General features: G+C 39.2%; 22 protein-coding genes. 8 read left to right on the top strand and 14 right to left on the bottom strand.

Features of this window, described 5'->3' with window-relative positions; all coding sequences use genetic code 11:
- Positions 1-11 precede the first annotated feature (11 nt).
- From ORQ98_RS17220 to ORQ98_RS17200, 5 genes are all read right to left on the bottom strand, one after another.
- Positions 12-446, bottom strand: a complete 435-nt coding sequence (locus ORQ98_RS17220; protein ID WP_274690047.1) for a tail fiber domain-containing protein — start codon at positions 444-446, stop codon at positions 12-14.
- Positions 447-806: 360 nt separating this feature from the next.
- A complete protein-coding gene (locus tag ORQ98_RS17215) occupies positions 807-932 on the bottom strand; it encodes a hypothetical protein (protein ID WP_274690046.1) in 126 nt (41 codons plus the stop codon).
- A 670-nt stretch (positions 933-1602) separates the two neighbouring features.
- Positions 1603-2136 (bottom strand): GNAT family N-acetyltransferase, encoded by a 534-nt coding sequence (locus ORQ98_RS17210; RefSeq protein WP_274690045.1) that lies wholly within the window; start codon positions 2134-2136, stop codon positions 1603-1605.
- A gap of 280 nt (positions 2137-2416) precedes the next feature.
- Positions 2417-2797, bottom strand: coding sequence for a DUF7079 family protein (locus tag ORQ98_RS17205; RefSeq protein WP_274690044.1), 381 nt, complete (start codon positions 2795-2797; stop codon positions 2417-2419).
- Positions 2798-2901: 104 nt separating this feature from the next.
- Positions 2902-3375: a GNAT family N-acetyltransferase gene (locus ORQ98_RS17200; RefSeq protein ID WP_274690043.1), complete on the bottom strand. Its 474-nt coding sequence runs from the start codon at positions 3373-3375 to the stop codon at positions 2902-2904.
- 140 nt (positions 3376-3515) lie between these two features.
- Here ORQ98_RS17200 and ORQ98_RS17195 point away from each other — a divergent pair, with 140 nt between their 5' ends.
- Positions 3516-4154 (top strand): hypothetical protein, encoded by a 639-nt coding sequence (locus ORQ98_RS17195; protein WP_274690042.1) that lies wholly within the window; start codon positions 3516-3518, stop codon positions 4152-4154.
- Between the two features lie 79 nt (positions 4155-4233).
- Here the strand turns inward: ORQ98_RS17195 and ORQ98_RS17190 are convergent, their stop codons facing one another.
- From ORQ98_RS17190 to ORQ98_RS17170, 5 genes are all read right to left on the bottom strand, one after another.
- Complete coding sequence (locus ORQ98_RS17190) at positions 4234-4827, bottom strand: LysE family translocator (RefSeq protein ID WP_274690041.1); 594 nt, start codon at positions 4825-4827, stop codon at positions 4234-4236.
- Positions 4828-5295: 468 nt separating this feature from the next.
- A complete protein-coding gene (locus tag ORQ98_RS17185; RefSeq protein ID WP_274690040.1) occupies positions 5296-6474 on the bottom strand; it encodes a glycoside hydrolase family 5 protein in 1179 nt (392 codons plus the stop codon).
- Positions 6475-6637: 163 nt separating this feature from the next.
- On the bottom strand, positions 6638-7498 hold the full coding sequence (locus ORQ98_RS17180) for a DUF2861 family protein (RefSeq protein ID WP_274690039.1): 861 nt from the start codon (positions 7496-7498) through the stop codon (positions 6638-6640).
- Positions 7495-8136, bottom strand: coding sequence for a response regulator transcription factor (locus ORQ98_RS17175; protein ID WP_274690038.1), 642 nt, complete (start codon positions 8134-8136; stop codon positions 7495-7497). Before ORQ98_RS17175 ends, ORQ98_RS17180 begins: the two co-directional genes overlap by 4 nt.
- Entirely contained in the window at positions 8133-9575 is a 1443-nt protein-coding gene (locus ORQ98_RS17170; RefSeq protein WP_274690037.1) for an ATP-binding protein, read from the bottom strand. Before ORQ98_RS17170 ends, ORQ98_RS17175 begins: the two co-directional genes overlap by 4 nt.
- A gap of 508 nt (positions 9576-10083) precedes the next feature.
- On the opposite strand from ORQ98_RS17170, the gene ihfB reads away from it, so the two are divergent.
- Complete coding sequence (ihfB, locus tag ORQ98_RS17165; RefSeq protein ID WP_274690036.1) at positions 10084-10410, top strand: integration host factor subunit beta; 327 nt, start codon at positions 10084-10086, stop codon at positions 10408-10410.
- Positions 10411-10785: 375 nt separating this feature from the next.
- Here the strand turns inward: ihfB and ORQ98_RS17160 are convergent, their stop codons facing one another.
- Positions 10786-11427 (bottom strand): glutathione S-transferase family protein, encoded by a 642-nt coding sequence (locus tag ORQ98_RS17160; protein ID WP_274690035.1) that lies wholly within the window; start codon positions 11425-11427, stop codon positions 10786-10788.
- Positions 11428-11588: 161 nt separating this feature from the next.
- Between ORQ98_RS17160 and aspA the strand changes: the two genes are divergently transcribed.
- Positions 11589-13019 (top strand): aspartate ammonia-lyase, encoded by a 1431-nt coding sequence (gene aspA, locus ORQ98_RS17155; RefSeq protein ID WP_274690034.1) that lies wholly within the window; start codon positions 11589-11591, stop codon positions 13017-13019.
- Between the two features lie 9 nt (positions 13020-13028).
- Here aspA and ORQ98_RS17150 read toward each other — a convergent pair whose 3' ends face one another.
- Positions 13029-13880 (bottom strand): eIF2B alpha/beta/delta subunit family protein, encoded by an 852-nt coding sequence (locus ORQ98_RS17150; protein WP_274690033.1) that lies wholly within the window; start codon positions 13878-13880, stop codon positions 13029-13031.
- A 193-nt stretch (positions 13881-14073) separates the two neighbouring features.
- Here ORQ98_RS17150 and ORQ98_RS17145 point away from each other — a divergent pair, with 193 nt between their 5' ends.
- From ORQ98_RS17145 to ORQ98_RS17135, 3 genes are all read left to right on the top strand, one after another.
- On the top strand, positions 14074-14697 hold the full coding sequence (locus tag ORQ98_RS17145; protein WP_274690032.1) for a response regulator transcription factor: 624 nt from the start codon (positions 14074-14076) through the stop codon (positions 14695-14697).
- 264 nt (positions 14698-14961) lie between these two features.
- On the top strand, positions 14962-15345 hold the full coding sequence (locus tag ORQ98_RS17140) for a response regulator (protein ID WP_274690031.1): 384 nt from the start codon (positions 14962-14964) through the stop codon (positions 15343-15345).
- Between the two features lie 95 nt (positions 15346-15440).
- Positions 15441-16268 (top strand): ion transporter, encoded by an 828-nt coding sequence (locus tag ORQ98_RS17135; protein ID WP_274690030.1) that lies wholly within the window; start codon positions 15441-15443, stop codon positions 16266-16268.
- A 600-nt stretch (positions 16269-16868) separates the two neighbouring features.
- On the opposite strand, the gene ORQ98_RS17130 is transcribed toward ORQ98_RS17135, so the two are convergent.
- Both ORQ98_RS17130 and ORQ98_RS17125 read right to left on the bottom strand, forming a co-directional pair.
- Positions 16869-18062, bottom strand: a complete 1194-nt coding sequence (locus tag ORQ98_RS17130; RefSeq protein WP_274690029.1) for a GNAT family N-acetyltransferase — start codon at positions 18060-18062, stop codon at positions 16869-16871.
- A 58-nt stretch (positions 18063-18120) separates the two neighbouring features.
- On the bottom strand, positions 18121-18249 hold the full coding sequence (locus ORQ98_RS17125) for a hypothetical protein (RefSeq protein WP_274690028.1): 129 nt from the start codon (positions 18247-18249) through the stop codon (positions 18121-18123).
- Positions 18250-18539: 290 nt separating this feature from the next.
- Between ORQ98_RS17125 and ORQ98_RS17120 the strand changes: the two genes are divergently transcribed.
- A complete protein-coding gene (locus ORQ98_RS17120) occupies positions 18540-18689 on the top strand; it encodes a hypothetical protein (protein ID WP_274690027.1) in 150 nt (49 codons plus the stop codon).
- A gap of 9 nt (positions 18690-18698) precedes the next feature.
- On the top strand, positions 18699-18974 hold the full coding sequence (locus ORQ98_RS17115; protein ID WP_274690026.1) for a hypothetical protein: 276 nt from the start codon (positions 18699-18701) through the stop codon (positions 18972-18974).
- Positions 18975-19037: the final 63 nt, after the last annotated feature.

The following is a 19037-nucleotide window of genomic DNA, read 5'->3' as shown; positions in this document are numbered from 1 at the left end:
AATTAGATCACTTATATCCCTAGCAGATCTTTCAAAGCTTGATTTTCATGTTTTAACTCTTTCACTGCTTCAATCAGCACACCCACAAGCCCAGCATAATTAACCTGCTTGAGTGTTTTTTCTGTACCATCTTCATTAGTGATTTTGATGTTTTGCACTAGCTCAGGAAAGACAGTTTCCACATCTTGGGCAATCACACCAATATCTTTCTTGCTGTTTTTCTTCCACTCATAAGAGACTCCGTTTAATTTAGATATATTTTCTAAGGCTTTTTCTAATTGGGCTGTATTTTTTTTCAAATTTTGGTCACTAAGACGTATAAAATTTGGTGTAGATCTACACTTTGAATATGCACTGCCCGTGAGATGCTTACATGATTCATGTGCATAACCATGAGAAAAAGCAGAAACGGAAGTTAAAACAATTACAGCAATTATTTTGTTCATAATAGTCCACTCGCACTTGATTTATGTCATTGTTTACAACTTAGTATCGAGCTATACAACACTGAAAGTATATGTAATTTCTGAAACAGAATGTAACGAAGTTTTAATTTTTCAAGGCCTATGAACTACCATTAAAAGGTTTACATTTTCTACTTATATAATCTTGATAGCACCTACCAAGTCGATAACTAGCAAAAATAAGAAACCCCAAAGATGAAACAATCACACCAATAAAGATAGCCGTTAATACAATAAAAAAGCCCCAACGATGTGGGGCTTAAAAGGATATTAGCTGTTAAGCATTATTTCTAGCAAAGACAATATTGGCTGTTTGATTAGCGTTTGGAATAAGTCTAAACACTATTTTGCTGATGACATGCCACACTCACATATAACACCCCAGCATTCACAATAGTCGTCATCATCGCCAGCTTGACCAGCAATAGAAAAAGTAACAGCAGCTATAAAAATTATTGATTTCCACATAAAAAGTCCTCTTCAATATCCATCCAAAAAGCCATAGGCCATATGACTAATTGCATTTTATATGTAAACGCTGAATATTTTTGTCATAATTAAGTAAAATCTAATATTGGCATTAGACTTGTAATAGGAGGGCTACTAGCTATCAAACTTGCTACTGGTAGGATTATATAAAAAAAGCCCCATGGGGGCTAAAACTTGAGTATGTCTTCCTATTTTAGGCTCACAAGCTGTCTACTATACAGCTTAATTCCCTTTCAAATAGGTCTGTACAACAGTGCCAATTATATAAGCCTCTGCTGGATTGAATGTCACAGGAATGTAAAAAGTAGCCTCTTGAGGTTAGATACTTTATAAGTACAACAATATTTCAATGTTCCAGAACAAAAAAAGCCCTCAGGATAACGAGGGCTAAATTTTTTCTTTGAGATGAAAAATATCAAACTCCTAAACCACAAACAGCAATAGGAACAGTATGACACTATTGATTATAAGTGAGTTACTAGGCAGTTTTGTCACAGTTAAGTAAAAAAATGCCTCTAAGTTAGAGGCAAAAGATTTGTGTTATGAGGTTACCAATATAACACAAACAATTAGTTTAGTAAGCCATAGAATAAAAAAGCCTCTATGCAAGGGACTGAATAATTTGTGTTAATTGGCTCATAAAAACTGATTACCATAATTTGGGGTCGCACAAAGAAGCAACACAGTTTATTGCTACGGGTGCTTTTTCTAAAATATATTCATTAAGCACAACAGCTTGCCACCCAAAAGGATACTGAAGTTTGTAAGGCGCTGTATAATTACGAGCAGCTCCAGCATTAAAACCAAATCTTCCGTAATACTTTGGATCACCGTAAACAAAGACGATATTTCCCCCTATTGCTAACAACTGTTGCATGCCATATTCAATCAACTTAGAGCCAATACGACGTTTTTGGTAACCCGGCTGCACTGCCAGCGGTGCCAAAATATAAGCCTGGCAGCTCTCATTGCTTTCTATTCCAACAGGACTAAATGTGACATGTCCCACCACAAAGTTATTAGTTTCAGCTATCAGAGGGATGGTTGATGGTGTCGTCTTTTCGGCAAGTAGTTCAATGGCAAGTTTTGTGACAATCTCACTCTCGCCCTTGGGAAACGCGGATGAATAGATTCTTTTGATATCGTCACGATCCAGGTCTGTCGCTATTCTGATGTTCATCATTATTAAGCTTATCAGGCATCTCTTTGTTAGGTAAGTTTCCTTCCTCTACATATACCTATTATAAACATTAATGCCATAAAACCACACAACACATAGATTCCAATCCATACATCCCATAAGGTAGGCATGTATGGCGGATTACCTATAAAGTAATGCTCTCCATTACCAATAAAAAAGAAAGAGTTTAATGAAAATAGTTTTCATGTATTTGTATAACCTATACACTACCATAGGGCTGTTTTACTGAGAATCGCAATGAAACCTAAATTTGCCTCCTAAACTACCCTGCCCCTCTTAACTCTCTAAGTTTTTCAAGGACTTTTGCCCATTGCTCTAAAGTCAGTGGGCTATATAACTTTCGCATCAGTTTACATTTTAACCGAAATATTATTTGGTTTTTATTTCTGTTTTTTTGAATCTCAGAAAATAGCCATTCTTTGTCAAATCCTTCCCATTCACCAGCTACATTTTGTAAATTCATAAAGCAAATAGGTGCAACATCGTAATAATACATCTCATTTAGCTCCTTTTCAGTAAAAGAAGTTTTAAACAATTCATTTGCTATATGTTTTAGGTCTAAAACTCTAAGTTGATTGTCTAGGAACAATTCAGAGATAATACTCCACGCAATTTTATACTGTTCTAGCTGGTTGTTTTGCATTTTAAAAGACCTCATTGACTCCCATAATTAAGTCTATACCTATACAGCCAGCAATACCGAAACTACCTATTGGCTTAAGGCCTGTCTGCCCTAAGAAAATCACTTCAAGCGTTTATTTCATTGTAGAATTGCTTACTCCATTGTTTCCAATGCTGAGCATTTGGGCTATCAAGGTCCATTGTAAACTCAAAACCGATATCAGCTTCTCTTGTAATAGTAAACCCTAGCTTCCTATGAAATGCCAGAGATAGCTTGTTCACTTTCAATACATTACTCACTAATTTACAGGCTTTGACTGTTTCTAGGTGAGCGATAATTTTTGAAAATAGTTCGCCAAAAACTTGTTTAGTTCTGTGATATGGGTGAGTAACAAACATAAGAATGAACCAAGTACCACTACCCATATCTTTAAGCGTTGCATAGCTTAATAAAATACCATTTCGACGAACCTCGAATAGCAAGCCATGGTTCATCGCTATTTCAATTGATTCAAGGTAGGCTTGTTCATCAATAGGCCTACCTGCTGTTTTGGATATACCTTCTAGAGTAAGAAGGGTTAAATCAATATAGTCTCTCATGTTTAACACTGATTGCTTATATCCCATATAATAATGTAGTAAGTATATTCCCTTATAGCTGCTAAAGTTACCTACCTGTAATGTTACAATAACGTATCATTACAGGCTAGCAAACAATTTACAGATTCACATAGGCTCCTATGGCAATAAGAAAAAAAGACATTATTCATCTTTATAAAACCTACTACATGGACAGAGAAAATGAACAAGTTGACTTATTTCAATTATTAAAGCAGGAATTTTCGATAGTTAATGCTGTATACCCTGGCAGCTATGTACAAATATCACCAGCATTTGTCTATCCACAGGTAGTTTTCATTGATGCTGATAAAAATGCCATCAAGTTTTTTAAAGATAATGATCGGATTATTAATCTTATTAACAGCAGAAAGGAGTATGATACTATACCCAATATCACATTTTATGGAAGAGATTATAATAATCCCATAAAAGAACTGCTGGGTCTTTTTGACCTTTTAATTTCACAATATGCTGGTTTTATTTCTAGTTGCTGCAAACAATACTTAAAGGTTGGGGGATATTTACTGGCAAATGATAGCCATGGTGATGCTGGGTTAGCATCAATTGATAATGACTACAAGCTGGTAGCGACTATTCGTGAGTCAAACGGAAAATATAAGCTATCTTTCAATGATTTAGACAAATACTTTATTCCCAAGCAAGACATTGCTATTACCAAGGAATATTTATATAAAGTGGGTAAAGGCTTAAGCTACACAAACAAAGCTTCTTTGTATGTTTTTCAACGTGTGATGTAATGACAATTTTCTAGAGAACCTAATTAGGTACTGAATAAAAAATTATTCAGTACCTAATTTTAACTATAATCAAGTCTATTTAAACCATAGTTATGGCTATAGTAATAAAAGAAATACCTACAACAAAATGAAATAATCTTGAGTACTTAAAAAGCACCCATGATATTTTCTCCATGATCAACGAGTAAAACAAGTGTACTAACAGTGTTGATAATAGCAAAATAACCACTAGCCATAGTGCTTGTATCAAGTAGTCACTTTTCACATCAATAAACATAGGAAAAAATGATGAAAAAAATAGTAGTGTTTTCGGGTTGAAACTACTGATAATCACACCTTGTTTAAATGAAAAGTTACTCAGTGCTGACTCATTAATTTTATAATTATTATATGAAGCCATTAAAGACATAACCCCAAGGTAACCAAGATAACTCAATCCTGCATATTGAACGAGATAATACAAGGTTGTTGAAGCTTTAAAAACAACTGCAAGCCCACTGATTGCCGCAATAGCGACAGAAAGCAAACCAAGTTGAATACCTACTATTAATGGAAGAGTATGTCGAAATCCATTTTGAATGCTCTGTGCGACCACTGCCAAAGTGCCAGGTCCTGGAGTAGCTGCAGAGATAACACATAAAAATATATATGAAACGACAGTATCTGTACTCATATTATTTGAACACCTAAAATAACTGAAGGCAACAACTGACAACCTTTATACAAAAGAATTGTCAAGCTACATTAATTCTGGTTTTAGCAAATATGTATGACTCTCACCTCAAGCCAATACAACGCGAGCTAAGATGAAGCTAAAGCATTTCTGTTGTCCAAAACCTAGCATGAATACCAAAGCTTGATTATCAGACGAGCTAAACCAGCGTTTTATTTACAGTTATTGATGATCAAAAAAATACGTACATTTTATAACAGCCAACTATGATTCATTTTGACAATATTAAAAGCTAAAACTAGCTGCTCATACCATTGAGTGCTTATGGACTGAATAAGCAGGTGTTAGTTATAGCGTTACACGAGTGTAACTTACCACGCTTATAGTATCAAGCGTTGCGAAACTGAAAGGCGTTATTTCAACGCCTATTTGAACTGAGAGTGGGGATTCAAGTAGTGTTAAGAAGCTCTATAGCCTCATACGTATAACATCAAACAAAGGCGTAAGTTCTCGTTTAATTGGATCAGGTTCACCTTTTTCCATAGCATCCCAATATTTCCAATGAACCTTTGCTGTCCCCAATTCATAGTCCATTGCATCCCAGTTATCTTCCCTGAAGCTATAGAATGCCCAGTGATATTTTTTTTGATCCAGAACAGTCAGCACATCGTTTAAATAGTTCTTACAGCCAGGCAGTTTACGAATACAACCAAACTCACCTGCCACCATTCTATTAGCAGGGATACCATGCAACTCAGCCCATTGGCCTGGTAACGCAAGATACTTAGCTACTCTTTTGGCCCCCCAATACTCCATACCATCACCAAAAGGCACTATACCAGGATAACTGTATGGTTTTTTACGCTTCAAGTTAGGGCCACTGGTAGCAGCATAAGGCTCATACATATGAAAGCTATAGAGAATACGTTTGTCTGCCAAAGGTGCAGGCCAGTAGCTGTATGCATCAGCTGATGCATACCAACCAGCATCCACCATAATCGGTGTTACAGGATCTACCAGACGGATAGCATGGATCACCTTAGTATAAAAAGCGCGCAAATCTCTTGAGGTTCCCTGTTGTTGCTTATACCAGTCTTGCATTGTTGACTGGTCAGCATGCTCCGCCAGCCCTCCTTTTTTTTCAGGGGCGGGTTCATTAATAATATTATATGCAACAACAGCTGGATTATCTTTAAGTTGTTTAGCTAAATCCTGCCAAAATTGCGCAGCTACATCCCAGTTCTTTTTATCCTGCCAAAGTCGGTCATCAAATTTGTTTCCATTATTCTGAGACCAGCGCATAAATGGCAGAGATAATGGTGTTATAACTACTTTAATTCCAGCTTGATGGGCGCGCTCCAATGTATTAGCTAAAACTGTAAAGTCTTGCAGAGAAATGCCACGATAGTTGTCAGCATCTCCCATCAGGAAATCACGCTTTTCTGCTTGCCACTTATCATAAGAAAGTCTTACCCAGCTGGCACCATACCCTTTTAATGCTGCAAAATAGGCTTTACTAGGTGGTAAACGATTGAAGCTATTGCCACCATGTTGTGTCGTTTCCCAGAACTTAATAGGGTCGGCAGCAAAGCTGATACATGACACAATGAATAGAAAACAAGCCAGTACCATTCGAATACTATACATTTATTGTTCCTTCATATAAAAAGCAGGTGTTTATGTATATTATACCCAATGCGAAGGATTTTTAGGTGAGGAATGAAGATAACAAAACCTAAAAATGATCCGCGACGGGTATATTTAAGCCAGTACTTGAGCTGAGTTTGTCATGTGAGGGTAAAAAGAACAGTTAAAATCTTGTGAGTTCAATAGGTAAGCCTATTCCTTGAGCCCATTCAATTAAAATATCGCCTTGATAAAAGCTTTTATTTACCACGACACTGGCTCGATGGGCATTTACAATATCATTTTTCCATACTATAGCTTGATTACTTAATAATACATTTTGCCACAATAGACCAAAGTGATGGTCTAGCACCTGCTGCTTTACTTTTGATGGTGGGCAAGCAGCCATTTGAGCGGGAATAGTATAATCAATTTGTGGTTTAACAGATGCCTGAGTTCGAATTTTAATCCAATCCTGATCAGGTATAGGCGGTAAAATAAGGCTAACATGCCAACGGTGCTCCCCTCTGCTCAATATCAAGTCATAAACACCTGCAGAATAGGTGTGAGGAAAATAGTCACTTTCCACTTCAGCGTAGCCATACTCACCTGATTGTTTAGCTATTTTATTATTAATTAATGGCTTTCCATGGTTATTAATGAGTTTGACAGTAAAAGGAGCATCAACCCCTTCGAAACTTAATTTTACATGATATTCAACTTGTTGAAGGTTATAGTGTTTGATTAGTACTACTCGGATAAAGCTCGCAAAAATATTATCTATTTTTACTGGAATCGCTTGTCCACAACTGGTTTCTTGTAATATTGTATCAAATACTAGTGGCCATTGTTTCTTTATTTCACTCGTTAACGGCTTCTTCAGTATAAGCAGCAATTGTTGCCATGCCTTAATAGGCTTTTCATCTAGTAATGCTACATAGACCTTTTTTAGTGGTGTTTCTTGCAACCAATTATTCGCGTTAGCCTGACTGGTTATAAAAAATAAAAAAACAACTGTAAATAAATAATTGCTTTTCAACTTCATACTTTTAATCGATACCCGATCCCTCTTACCGTTTCAATAACTAAGGTAGGGAATTTCTGTCTTAAGTGTAATACATGGTTATCGATTGTTCGGGTTGTAGGAAACGATTGATAACCCCATACTTGGTTAAGCAACTCTTCTCGGCTATACACTCTATTTGGCTTTTGTATTAATACTGAGAGTAACTTAAACTCTTTGATTGTCAGTGTTACCTCAATTCCTTGATAAACCACCTGTTGTGTCGCTAAGTTGAGTACTAGGTCATTAGCATATAATCTACTTTCGCCCAATGGCCGTAACTGTGCTTGTACCCGAGCTAATAACTCAAGGTGCTCAAATGGTTTAAGCATATAATCACGAGCCCCTGTTCTTAACCCTTCGATACGATCATCGACTTCAACTTTGGCGGTTAAGATAATTACGGGTAAGGCTTTGTTTGAAAGCCATTGAGGCAACAGCCTTAAACTGTCGCCTTCTGGTAGTTGTCGATCCAGAATAACAATATCAGCCTTTAACCAATATTGCTCAACCTCACTCGCCTTTGTTACCCAAAAGCACTGATAACCTGACTTGGTAAATAGCTTAACTAAACCTTCCCCTAACAACAGATCATCTTCTACCAGTAATACAATACTCATAGTGGATACTCAATTGTAAATCGGGTTGGGCATTTATTAATTTTAAGTTTACCACCCAGCTGTTTACTAATACGTTTGACTAAGCGTAATCCTATACCCATTCCACGCAATTGATGATTACTTCTAATTAATTTAAATAAATACGTCGAGGGGATATCCCCCTGGTCCTGAACGGTAATAACCAGACATTTGTTCACGTTAGTGATTAAAAGACGGACAGGAGGCTTACCATACTCCAAACCGTTCCTTATTAAGTTTTCCAGGCAAATACCTAACCAATAGACAGGTAAATGGCAATAGTTATCCTGATCAAGAGAATACATCACACCATATTTAGTGCATAAATAGTTCAACCACTCAGATAATAGAATTGGTTGACTATCGAGGAAAGACTTTTTTCCCTCACTTAAATAGCCCTGACTGGTATTAGTCAGCTGCTTTAAACGCTGATAGTCAAATGTTAACCGAGAAAAAGTATCTTGCAGTGAAGGTGATAACTCATCAAATGCATCACGAAATTGTTCAACTGTCATTGCTAAACTCGCTATTGGCGTACGTAACTCATGAGTCAGCAGCTGTAAAATAAAACCACGCTCCTTTGCTTCCAAGTATCGATTCATCAGCAGTTTAACCAGTAAAAAAATACTGAGTAATATCAAACCACCTTCTAAAACAATTCTGATAAAATTAACGGCAGGCTTTTCTTGTATACAAAAATTACCTGGCGCTAATTGACAGATATTTGTATTGGCTTTATATACCAAATCAATAGCATTATTTTTAGCTGTTACCTGCCAAATTTTATTTTCATATTTGTTAATACCATTTTCATTATAAACCCAGAGCGATCCATTAGAGTGCAAATACCACTGATGTAGGTTAAGAAGGCTGTTTAAGCCCTCCGGACCTAATGGCATCAATTGCTTATGAAGAGGATGACCTGGATTGCTAAGTACAAACAATTGGCTTAATTTTACCTTAACTTCTGCAGATAGCGGTGTTACTCCAGATTTAACGACATACTTCAAATATCGACCAGCATAACTTCCTCCAGCAGGGTGGATAAGTTCTCCCTGCTTAAACCAATCTACAGGCAATAACTGTTGTCTGCATAAAGCTAATTCAAATGCTTTGGCACGAATGGGCAGCTCAATGTCTTTGGGTTCAGCACAAGTTTGATTGAGGTGATACAACCCTGTTATTTGTTGCCAGCTATACCGGGTTAAGTCAGGATAAAGCGCCGCTGGCAACAACAAAGCAACGGGATATCGGTTTAACTGTTGTTGAGTAATGGTAACTTTAGCGGGTTGTGTGATTAGTGATTGTACAAAGCGTTCCCAGTTGTTGTTAAGTTTTACACTCAACTCACTGGATAGACTCAGCCGAGGCTGACAAAAACCAAAAGCAACCGTCACCAAAAGGTAACTAAGCCTCATCATATATACTTAACCAACAAAACTTAAGCCCACTATCAGCAACAGCTTTTCTTTACACACAATTTCTGCCTATCACTACACCAAAATCTTAAATACAGTACAAACTAACCATTGAAATAAATACATGCCTTTAGTTTGTCATGGCAATGTAAAGAAATACACTTTACTCTGCTGCTCCATGCTGCAGGATACTTCTCAAGCATAAGACATATACAACGATGAGACGTTTGCCCTGCATGATGAACTCTAAAACACTGGCTTACTCTTACTATGTGTAAGTACAAAGCAGAACCGTCGATTAGTGCCTGTGACTGCCTCTATTTACTCAGCATCTGTTTACTTATTACCCAACAAACACATTATTATCATGAAAATCAATATGTTAGTTGATTCCAAAGAAAGGTTTAGCTAGTCTAAGTGGTGAATCCTAAAAATAACTAGAAAGCGCTAAAGGCCGCTTATTTTCAGGATTCACCACTGAAGAGTCATCATCGACAGGGGGAGAAGGGAGATGACCAAATCGGAGCTGATTGAGCGTCTAATCGAAGCCCAACAAGATTCAGAGCTGACAGCTAAAGATATTGAACTGGCTGTTAATTTGCTACTAGAACAGATGTCAGAAGCATTAATCAAAGGAGAACGTGTAGAAGTTAGGGGGTTTGGCAGCTTTTCACTAAACTACCATGCACCAAGGACAGGCCGAAACCCTAAAACAGGCGAGCCAGTTGAAATACCTGCTCGTTATGTTCCCCACTTTAAGCCAGGCAAAGAGCTTAGAGAGCGTGTTAATGCAGCAGTTAATGCTAATAGTCGGCAATCATTTTCTGCCATAAAGTAAGAAGATCGATACCGGCAACCAATACCCTGTGAGGGTGATCAAGCCCAACACCCTCTTACATTAGCGCCAGTAAGCCATAACATAGTGCAATAGCGATAACGGTAGTAATTGCAATCCAGTATTTATCAATCCAATGCTGCTGCCAGCTCTGTTTGTTCATTTCAGCATCCATAATAATGATAATCATTCTCATTATAAATAATAAGCTAGATGTTGTCTAATTTCATCTCCTTTTAGCTATGCTTGCCCTGCTTTTTTTGATTAGACCCTCTATTGCCTTCAATATTGCACTCAAGCAGTTGAGATGGGGAAGTTACCTCCCCCACCTTAAACTGCTATCCAGTAACTATACATACCTACATTGGTACACACTGATCAAGCCTGCAATATTTGTTTATCGCTCTCAATATACTTCCGAAATACCGGTTGTTGGTAAATCCGTTCCAGATAGTTTGATAGCGTTGACCAGCGCTTGGAGTCTATTTCATAGTCCGCATAAGCAGCATTAATCAATAAGCTAGCAATCGAAATATCAGCAACAGATAACGCCCCACACACAAACTCGGTTTTAGGTGCAGCGGACTCCAGGTAATCTAAAACAGGTGGGATATTGTGCTTAATATTATCCTCCACTAACTGCTCATTGATTTCTTGTTTTAAAAATGTAGGCCTCACAACTCGCTCAAAAAACAAAGGCATACCAACCACTTCCGCAAGTTTGGTATCAGCGTACTCTTCTATCCACCAGGCTTTAGTACGCGCTTTTAAGTCTGCAGGGTAAAGCTGGTTTTTTCCATACTTCTCGTCCAAGTATTGGCAAATGACAGTCGAATCAGCAATAGCAAAACCATCGTCCTCAAGTGCAGGCACTTTGCCAAGCGGACTGATTGCCTTAAAGCCTGCAGGTGGGTCCATTGGACTGACAGGGTTTACTGTGTAATCAAGCTCCAGCATATCAAGGCTAATCAACACTTTCCGAACAAAAGGCGATAGTTGTACACCATAAACTGTAATCATTTTAATCTCCTTATTTTGCGTATGGACCACTAACCTAATATATAAAGCAGTATTATTGTTAACAGCGGATGACACGTACTAGTCCGTATTGAAGACAGGTCCTTATCCAGCGACACTTAGCCCAATAAAAAGGGCATTCGGCTAAGTAATGAGGTATAGCCATGAATACTGACTCAGCTAACAATAACGACTACCGTGTTGAGTACGATTTGCTTGGTAGCAAAAAAATCCCCCAAGATGTTTACTATGGTATTCAAACCCAGCGCGCCATAGAAAACTTTCAAATAACCGGCGTACCTATTAGCCACTACCCAAGCCTGATTACTTCATTGGCCATGGTAAAAAAAGCTGCGGCCCAGGCAAATCAAGCGTTAAAACACTTAAGTGACACCAAAGCCAATGCTATCGTGCAAGCCTGTGATGAAATAATTGCAGGTCAGTGGCATGAATATTTTGTGGTAGACATGATTCAAGGGGGCGCAGGCACCTCCACTAACATGAATGCCAACGAGGTCATTGCCAACCGAGCCTTGGAAATCCTTGGCCACCCCCGTGGGGCTTATACCCACCTTCACCCCAATACTGACGTCAACATGTCGCAATCGACAAATGATGTCTATCCTACGGCTGTCAGATTGGCCATTATTTTACGGCACAGTGAACTAGCCCTTGCTGCACAAAACCTGAAGCATAGTCTCAAGCAAAAAGGCGAAGAATTTAAAGATGTGATTAAAATGGGTCGCACCCAGTTACAAGATGCAGTGCCCATGTCACTTGGCCAGGAATTTAACGCCTATGCCACGACCATCGATGAAGACGTAAAACTGATCAAAGGGCTGGCGGATCTATTTAAAGAAATTAATTTAGGTGGCACTGCGATTGGTACTGGTATTAACGCGGATCCTGGCTATGGCAAGCTGGCTATAGATTACCTGGCAAATATCAGTAGCGTCCCCTTAGTACAAGCGTCCGACTTAGTCGAAGCCACTTCTGATATGGGTGCGTTTGTGCTGTTTTCCAGTATGTTAAAGCGCTATGCCATCAAACTATCTAAAATATGCAACGACTTACGTCTACTTAGCAGTGGCCCACTGGCAGGTTTAAATGAAATTAACTTACCACAGATGCAGCCTGGCTCATCAATTATGCCTGGTAAAGTCAACCCGGTTATTCCAGAGGCAGTTAACCAAGTTGCATTTGATGTGATTGGGAATGACTTAAGCATCAGTATGGCTGCTGAGGCAGGCCAATTACAGCTTAACGTCATGGAGCCATTAATTGTTTACAAAGTCATGCAATCTATTGAGTCACTCATTAATGCCAGCACCATGCTCAGTGAAAAATGCATTACTGGGATTACTGCCAACCGAGAAAAATGCAGAGACTATGTGAATAACAGTGTTGGTATCGTCACAGCACTAAACCCTTATATTGGTTATGAAAATGCTAGCCGGATAGCAAAAACAGCCCTTAAATCTGGCCGCCGGGTAATTGACCTAGTATTGGAAGAAGGTTTATTAGATGAAACCCAACTGAAGGAAATTCTAAAGCCTGAAAACATGTTAAACCCTTCAGCATTGCAACTTAAGTAGCAAATTCAATCAAGGGAGCTTTTGAGGACTTGCCTGCTCTGTCACCACCTCGGTAATTAAGTGAGCGGGCACTACCTCAAAATATTGATTTTTTATCTCAATATGGGCCAAGGATGGTGCACCTAACTCATTGCCATTATGTTGCTCCAGCTCGACCATACTAGGAAGTAAATCAACTTGTTTAAACGTTTCACAGCATACATAAAAGGGTTTGTTAGCAGCCTTTGCAGCTAAAGCCAATAAATAACTACCAGCCTTATTCACGATTGAGCCATCCTCAAGCAACATATCAGCCCCAATAACAGCCATATCAGCGTTCTCAAACCAAACGCCCATTTGAGCATCAGTAATCAAACGACAGGGAATTTCTAGCTCTGACATTAACTCAGCCGTCCTATAGCCTTCGCAGCCAGGGCGAGATTCAGTCACAATCGCCTGACACGGCCACTGACTTAATAGACAAAACAACTCACGGATAGTTGAACTCCAGCTATGGGTGATCACCACACTACCGGGCTTAATTCGCTGCACCATGGCACTGGCACTACGGGCAACTGCCTCTTTTGAATACTGCACCAGCTGCATAGCATGGGCGGCAGCCTGAGCAAATGATAGGTCATTTTGCTCAACTTCACGTAACCAAGTGCCTAGCAGCTGTTGCAGAGGAGCCATTGACGGCCTGATCCGCTGTAATTGCCTGGCTAAACGACAGGCTTGTTGAATATCACCTTCCGTTAAATGGGCTTGTGAGCAGTAGTCTGCCAAACCACTTAATGCCTGCCGGGCAATTTGCCCCGCTCCGTCAACCCGATTGTTTTGAATAGCATACAACAATCGTTGGGCAAGCTGATCATTCGTCACTGGTAATATCTTCTTATTAAAAAGTATTTTTAATACGCGGTATATGACAATTTGTTATCAAAAGCTTAACAAAAACCTGTCATCGTCCATCATCCCTCTCGATAATTTCATCACAAGCTGGCAAACTAAGCTATATTAATGACTGGTTTTTTCCAGCAAACCTTCTTTCTTATTAAGTGCTTCTGGAGCTCATATGCAAGAACAACAACCTACTGTCTTTATCATTGATGACGACGAAGCTGTGCGTGATTCGCTAGGGCTGTTGATGCAATCAGTAGGTCAATCTGTCGAAGTGTATGCTTCTCCTGCTGACTTTCTAAACGCTTATAACGAAAACCGCCCCGGTTGCATTGTGATGGATATTCGGATGCCTGGTATGAGTGGCTTAGAGCTACAAGCCAAGCTCAATGAAATGCATTGCATCCTTCCCATTATTTTTATTACTGGTCATGGTGATGTACAAATGGCAGTGCAGGCCATTAAAAATGGTGCCATGAACTTTATTCAGAAGCCTTTTCGAGACCAGGAGCTGCTGGACCTTATCAATGATGGACTGAAGCTGGATAGTGAGCAACGTAAAGAGTTGCTTGAGCATAAAGAAATCTTAAAGCGTTTGGCCACCTTGACTGACCGTGAGCGTGAAGTACTACACCATGTAGTGGAAGGTAAAGCCAACAAAGTCATTGCGGCAGATATCAGTTTGAGCCAACGAACTGTTGAAATCCACCGTTCTCGTGTCATGGAGAAAATGGGCACAAAATCACTAGCTCATCTGGTACGCCAAATAATGCAAGTTAAAGATCAGGTTGATATTTAGCTAAGCGATAGTCCTTAACACTATATATAGTTGTCCCCCCCATCAAGTTGCCGGTATGTTAAGTCTAGCTTTCGTTTTAACATACCAGCTCCTTACTAAATACCCGTAACAGTCTCCGTATATTCCGAACTGGCCATGATACAACTACAGATTTTGTAATGGTGGTAGCCATCATATACTCTGGTTATTAATGCTTGCCCCGATAAGAAAGACAGTTGTAGTGTGGGGCTAATTACTGCCATACTCACAGCCCAGCTTGCATTTATGACACAACTACACGCACCAACAGTATTATTATTTGATCAAGACCTACATACACAACAAACCGTTCAAGAGGTCTGCCAGCAACATAATATTCCGTGTGCAGTGATGACTAAGTTTGAGCAATTATTACAATGTTTAGCCTGTAATCAGCCGTTGTGTATTATTTGCAGTGACACAGCTATTGGTATTGATGTACCTAGTCAGCTCGATCAAATCCATACTATTAACAGTCATATCCCTATTATTATGCTGGGAGAACAGCAAGTAGAAGTATCTGTTGCTGTCTCTGCTATCAAAGCAGGAGCAATGGACTTTATTGAAAAGCCCGCCATTCGTCACCCTCTGCAACAACATATTGATACCATTCTGAGTAGCCTGCATTAAAATTATTGCTCTGACCCCATGTTAGATCGCTAAGAATAGATATAATCTATGCTCTCAAACATAAGATACGTTTATAGATTATTAGTTAGCTACCTATGAAAAAAATGTCTCAACAACGGTTAAGACAACAGCTGAATGAGATTATCTTTGGCACAGAAACACCAGCAGGCAGAGGGTTTGATATCGCCCTTATTTACGCCATCCTAATTAGTGTTTTTATTGTTATTATTGACTCAGTAGAACATATATCCAGTGAATACAAAGGGTTGTTATTTTTTTGTGAATGGTTATTTACCATTTTATTTTCCATTGAGTATGCCGTTCGTTTATATTGTTCCCAACACCCTTTCCGTTATGCCCGTAGCTTTTATGGCATAGTTGATCTACTTTCCATACTCCCGTCTTACATCGCATTTTTTCTTCCGCAAGCCCAGTTTTTTATCATCATCAGATTATTTAGAGTCTTGCGAATTTTCCGGGTATTAAAGCTATTCCGCTATTTAGGCGAAGCCAACATGCTAATGCGGTCTATTTTGCTAGCCCGCCGCAAAATTTTTGTATTTTTGATGTCAGTGGTTGTATTAGTCAGTATCTTTGGCTCACTTATGTATGTCATAGAAGGGCCTGAACACGGTTTTACCAGCATCCCCACCAGCATCTACTGGGCAATTGTTACCATTACCACCGTGGGCTATGGTGATATCACCCCCCAAACAGTTTTAGGTCAAAGCCTGGCATCAATCATTATGGTAACCGGTTATGCCATAATTGCCGTCCCTACAGGCATCATCACCGCAGAGTTAGCAGTCGAAATTGGTCGAGATAAAGGCGAGCACTCTTGCCGTAATTGTAAAAAAACCGGCCATGACAGTGACGCAGTCCACTGCAAATATTGCGGCGCCAAAATGGAAATCCCTGTTTAAAATCTCTTGGAGGGTATCGCAAAAGCTAGCTGATATGGGGTAATAGAGTATTCTGGAGCTAAGGCATGGGTGCCTTTTTAGTTCTTGATGGACCAGGGATGGCACTTCAAGAACGGAGAAAGAATGCACTGTTATTCCATATCAAACTCTAGATTTATTAAAAAAATAGCAGGTAGGGTAGCTGCCTACACCCCCCTGCTATTGGCAATACCTGAAAAACTCAGGCGTAGTCCTAAAAACCGACCAGCATCATTAGCTGAAACTGACTGAAATAAACCGACAAGGCTCTGAAAGACAAAATAACGTAAACCGCTTAGCTACTCCCCATCCTGATGCTCAATCACTCCTATTTAGAGGGTGTCGACACCTTATACGACACCCTCATTTCTCAAGGAGACTACGTTGTGCGCTGGGAAATTCCCATGAATGACACATATTAGCTACAACAAATTATATGCCAACTCTTAGTTTTCTTGATAATAAAACTAAGAGTCTGTTTTTATAGGATAAACCGGCTATTAACTAGCGAAGCCTTTTTGAAGACAGAAGGGTTATGTGCACCAAAAAGAGGTTGATGCACAAATATAGGATATGAACTAACTACTGCTTAAGTACTTTTCGCTCTGGCGCTTCCTCAACAGGAATGGCCTTAAAGAGTTTTCTCACCAAAAAGTTGACTGCCGGTATTCGGTGCCGAGCCCAAACAAAGGTAGCTTCTGGTTTAGCACCCAAGCCGGTTTTAGGCTCAACAGCCGTTCGACCAAAGGAAATGATATTACAGCCCATACTAATACCGTGCTCAATAATCAATTGCAGCAACCGAAAATAAATGGGGTATTCTGCATTCACCTGATAATCAACGCCAACATAGTAACCTTTAGCTACTTTTCCATCTTTAATCGTGGACACAAACCCCACAACTTCATCCTGATATTTAATAATCGAACAAGCAAAATTGTCACCTAATGCCTGAGCCAAAGCAGAAAAATACCCTCTCGGTAAAGTAGCAGGCCGAATTTCAGCTTTCTGCTCAACCTGTAAATATAAGTTATGAATCACTTGCTCATAAGCTGAAAGGTCCGTTATCCGTACATCAGTAATTTCCGCTTGTTTTAGTTGTTTTTGCGTTTTTTTGACTCGATTACGATACTTAGATGTCAGTAGCTGTAGATAGTCATCAAATGAAGTACAGTTATCAGGCAGCTCTAACACCATATCAGGATCAGTTTGTATTTTACGGTAACTGTAGCGCTCCATCACCATTGATGCCTCAAGCTGAGCCAGGCCAAGATCCTTCACTAACGCAAAATTAATTGAGCCATTCAGTTTTTCCCCTCGTCGAATACGATAAATCAGCTCCGCAACTATTCGCCATCCTTGCTCAGCATCCAAGTCACTTGCCAAAGCAACACCATGTAATCCATTAGACACTAAGTTGCCACATACCAGTACTCTCTCTCGATACTGTTTAACTACTTTTTCTTTCAGCTTTTTATCTGGCAATACCAGTTGTTTACCAGAAATGGTGGCTATCTGACAAACAATAGCAGCCACAGGCTTGCCATCCTGATAAGCCAGTGCATAGCGCTGTTCAGTATTTGTTGGACTATTGGCATCGATAACTTGCAAATAGTCCTGGCTCATAAATACTGAGGCATTACCCACTACCTGATCCCAATGAATGACATTAATAAAATCAATGCTGTCTGCTATAACGTATTGGTAACCCAGTGCCGTATACCGCTCTTGGTGACGCTGCCGTTTATCCTTGATTGACTTGATTGTGCTTTTCATTACAGAACCTTCCCGTTTTTTATCTATTATTTTTTTATTTGCACAATCTGTAAACTATTTACTGAATAATCTTAAGCAGTTTTTCTAAGGCAATATTTCGCCCAGATAAAACCACCACTATTTTTTTACCTTGTAATTGACAGCCCAACTGACGGATATGCTTCACTGCTGCGGTCCCTTCTGTCACAATCCGCTCATGTTCTAGTCACTGCTGACAAAGCGAAAATGTCACTGCATCCCTCCTGCTGTTGCATCAGACAGAGCAGGTGATGTTTCAGGCTCAAGAAGCTGCCCAGCGGCTAATGACTGGTACATTGCACAATCATTGGCAGGCCAACCGTACCCTGCCCCTCAATGACAGCCTTACCTGTCTTATGAGCAGTTTGCCTGGCTACTATTTCTGCTTGCAAACATAGAGTGGAAACATTTAACGCTCTTTGCTAAACGTAAGCTAACAGCAAGAGTAGTCAACGTACCATGAAGTTTCTTTATATAGCATTAGCTATACTAACCCTCCAAGCTAATGCCGAAATAAGCATTACCCTGTCCGGAGGCGAGTGGCCACCATTTGTATCGGAAGAGCTAAAATATTATGGTGTCACTCCTAGACTAATTACTGATGTATAGAATTTAAGAATGCTACTAAAAGAACGAATTGATATTTTCCCTCATGACTTAAGTGTTGGCTACTTTGAGATTAATAAAATTTTCCCTAAAACAATGGTTCAGCTATTTACAAATCATCATCGCCCATTAAAGAAACAGGAAGCTTACTTATTATTGTCTAATAAAATAGAAAATAATAAAAAAATAATGGCTCTATTCAATAAGGGACTAGCTAAGTTCATAGAAGCAGGAAAATATGACCAGTATTACTTTGACGATTTAATCAATGGTATATATGAAAAGTGATAAAAGTTTACTAGAGCACCCAATGGCTATAAAACAAACCAATAGAATGGACATCAACAATCA

Source organism: Spartinivicinus poritis, from assembly GCF_028858535.1.
In the GTDB taxonomy this organism is placed as follows: domain Bacteria; phylum Pseudomonadota; class Gammaproteobacteria; order Pseudomonadales; family Zooshikellaceae; genus Spartinivicinus; species Spartinivicinus poritis.
This window is presented reverse-complemented; position numbering and strand designations above follow the sequence as displayed.